General features: G+C 41.4%; 1 protein-coding gene. It reads left to right on the top strand.

The window, feature by feature from the left end; translation table 11 throughout:
• On the top strand, positions 1–1,249 hold a 1,249-nt coding region (locus BGL89_RS04840; protein ID WP_286824706.1), incomplete at its 5' end, for a condensation domain-containing protein.
• Positions 1,250–1,757: the final 508 nt, after the last annotated feature.

Below are 1,757 nucleotides of genomic sequence, written 5' to 3' on the forward strand. Positions count from 1 at the left end.
TTTTAGCATATATTTGGTAAATGCGCTAGTATTTAACGGTAAAGCCGTCGTAGAACGACGGGGTTTCAGACCCAAAATTTTCGATGAAGCTTTTCGGACGGTTTGCCTACAAAATCAAGGTAAATGGCAGCAATACTTGATCAATGATCCTCAACCTATCCTAGCAGAGTATTGGGATGGAAGCCACTTAACAGCAGCAGAACGTAATGCTAAAATTGAAGCTCAAATGTCAGATTTAGCTAAAAAAATCCAGATTGACCGTTGGCCACTTACTGCTACTCTTGTCGTTAAAGTTAGTCCCTATTGCTACGATGTTACGATGGTCGCTCACCACATCATTGCTGATATGTTAAGTGCAACCCTCTTGTTTAAGGAACTTTGGAGTGCCTATCATCAATTATTGGTAGGAAGTGATCCGACTTTTCCTAACCCTAATCCTCAGTCTTACTTAGATTTTGTGCAAGTCTTGAGGGATGAGGAGAAAAAAGGAACAATGAACGAACACTTGAATTATTGGAAGGAACAATTTCCTGATGCAGAGAGTCGCTTTGAAGTCCCCGTCGATCATGTCAAAGGCGCAAATATTGAAGCTTCTGCCGAAAGTGCGCGATTTGTCTTAAGTAAAGCGCAAACTAAACAGTTATTAAACCAAGGCAAGGCTTATTATCAGTCTAACTTTTATCCCATTCTTCTTGCTCCTTTATACCGTTTATTAGGTGATTGGAGTCAACGCAAACAGGTGGTTATCAGTCATCGTAGTCATGGGCGAGATTTAGGCGAAGGTCAGCCTTTTATGGAAAGTATGGGCAATTATGCTGTAAATTTTCCCATAGGCATTAATTTATCCACTTCTACGACTTGGGAAAAAACTATCAGTACCATCAATGAGCAGTTTGAAAGCTTACCAATGAATGGCGTAACTTATGATTGGATGGGTGAGTCTTTACCTGAATATCTCTATCCTGATAGTAATTTAACCCTAGTACGGGCTAATTATCTGGGAAATCGTTCGGTTCCTCTCTCTGACTTGTTTGAGTTTGTTTATGGCGAGCGCGACTGTCGTTTATCACCACCTGATCAAAAACGTACCACATTGATTGAATTCTTTTTCCTAATCATAGATGGTCAGTTAGAGATAAGAATTGAATATTCTCGTAATTTCCATCTTCCTACGACCATTCAAAAAATCGGACAAGATTATCTCATTCTTCTTGAGGAATTAGAGCCTATTGGCGTTGCTGATTCGTAACCGTTCAGGGGGGGTTGTCAAGCAGCCAGTGGCATTGACTCAGTGGAAGAACTCTCCTAGGGCAGAAGATAGGGTGAAGAACTTCCCTGACGAGATGCCCTAACCGCCCCGGTCATGAATTCCAAGACATTACAGTTCTGAGAACGCAGACTCGTCACTCATCGTTCGCTCATTTTTTCAAGGTGGAGAATGTACCAGACCAATCCTGAATCCGCCGTAATGACACCATCTGTTATATTAAGGTTAGCGATCACTATACAGCCAACTCTAGGTCATCGCTCTACTCTAGATACAGTCAACGGTACAGCCATTTTCAAGGGGAAAATGTACCCATTGGTGTCTTGTCAATTTTTTCTGAGAAGCCCCATGCAGTAAGGGTTTCGTTGATTTTTTAGTATTTCTGTATGGGGGAAGTCCAGTTATCGAAAATTTGGGTTAAAACCCCGTCCTTTTAGGACGGCTTTAAGCTACAATGGAAAAAGCGATAACCAAGCTAAAAACTGAACCT

The organism is Microcystis sp. LSC13-02 (assembly GCA_002282935.1).
Lineage (GTDB): Bacteria > Cyanobacteriota > Cyanobacteriia > Cyanobacteriales > Microcystaceae > Microcystis.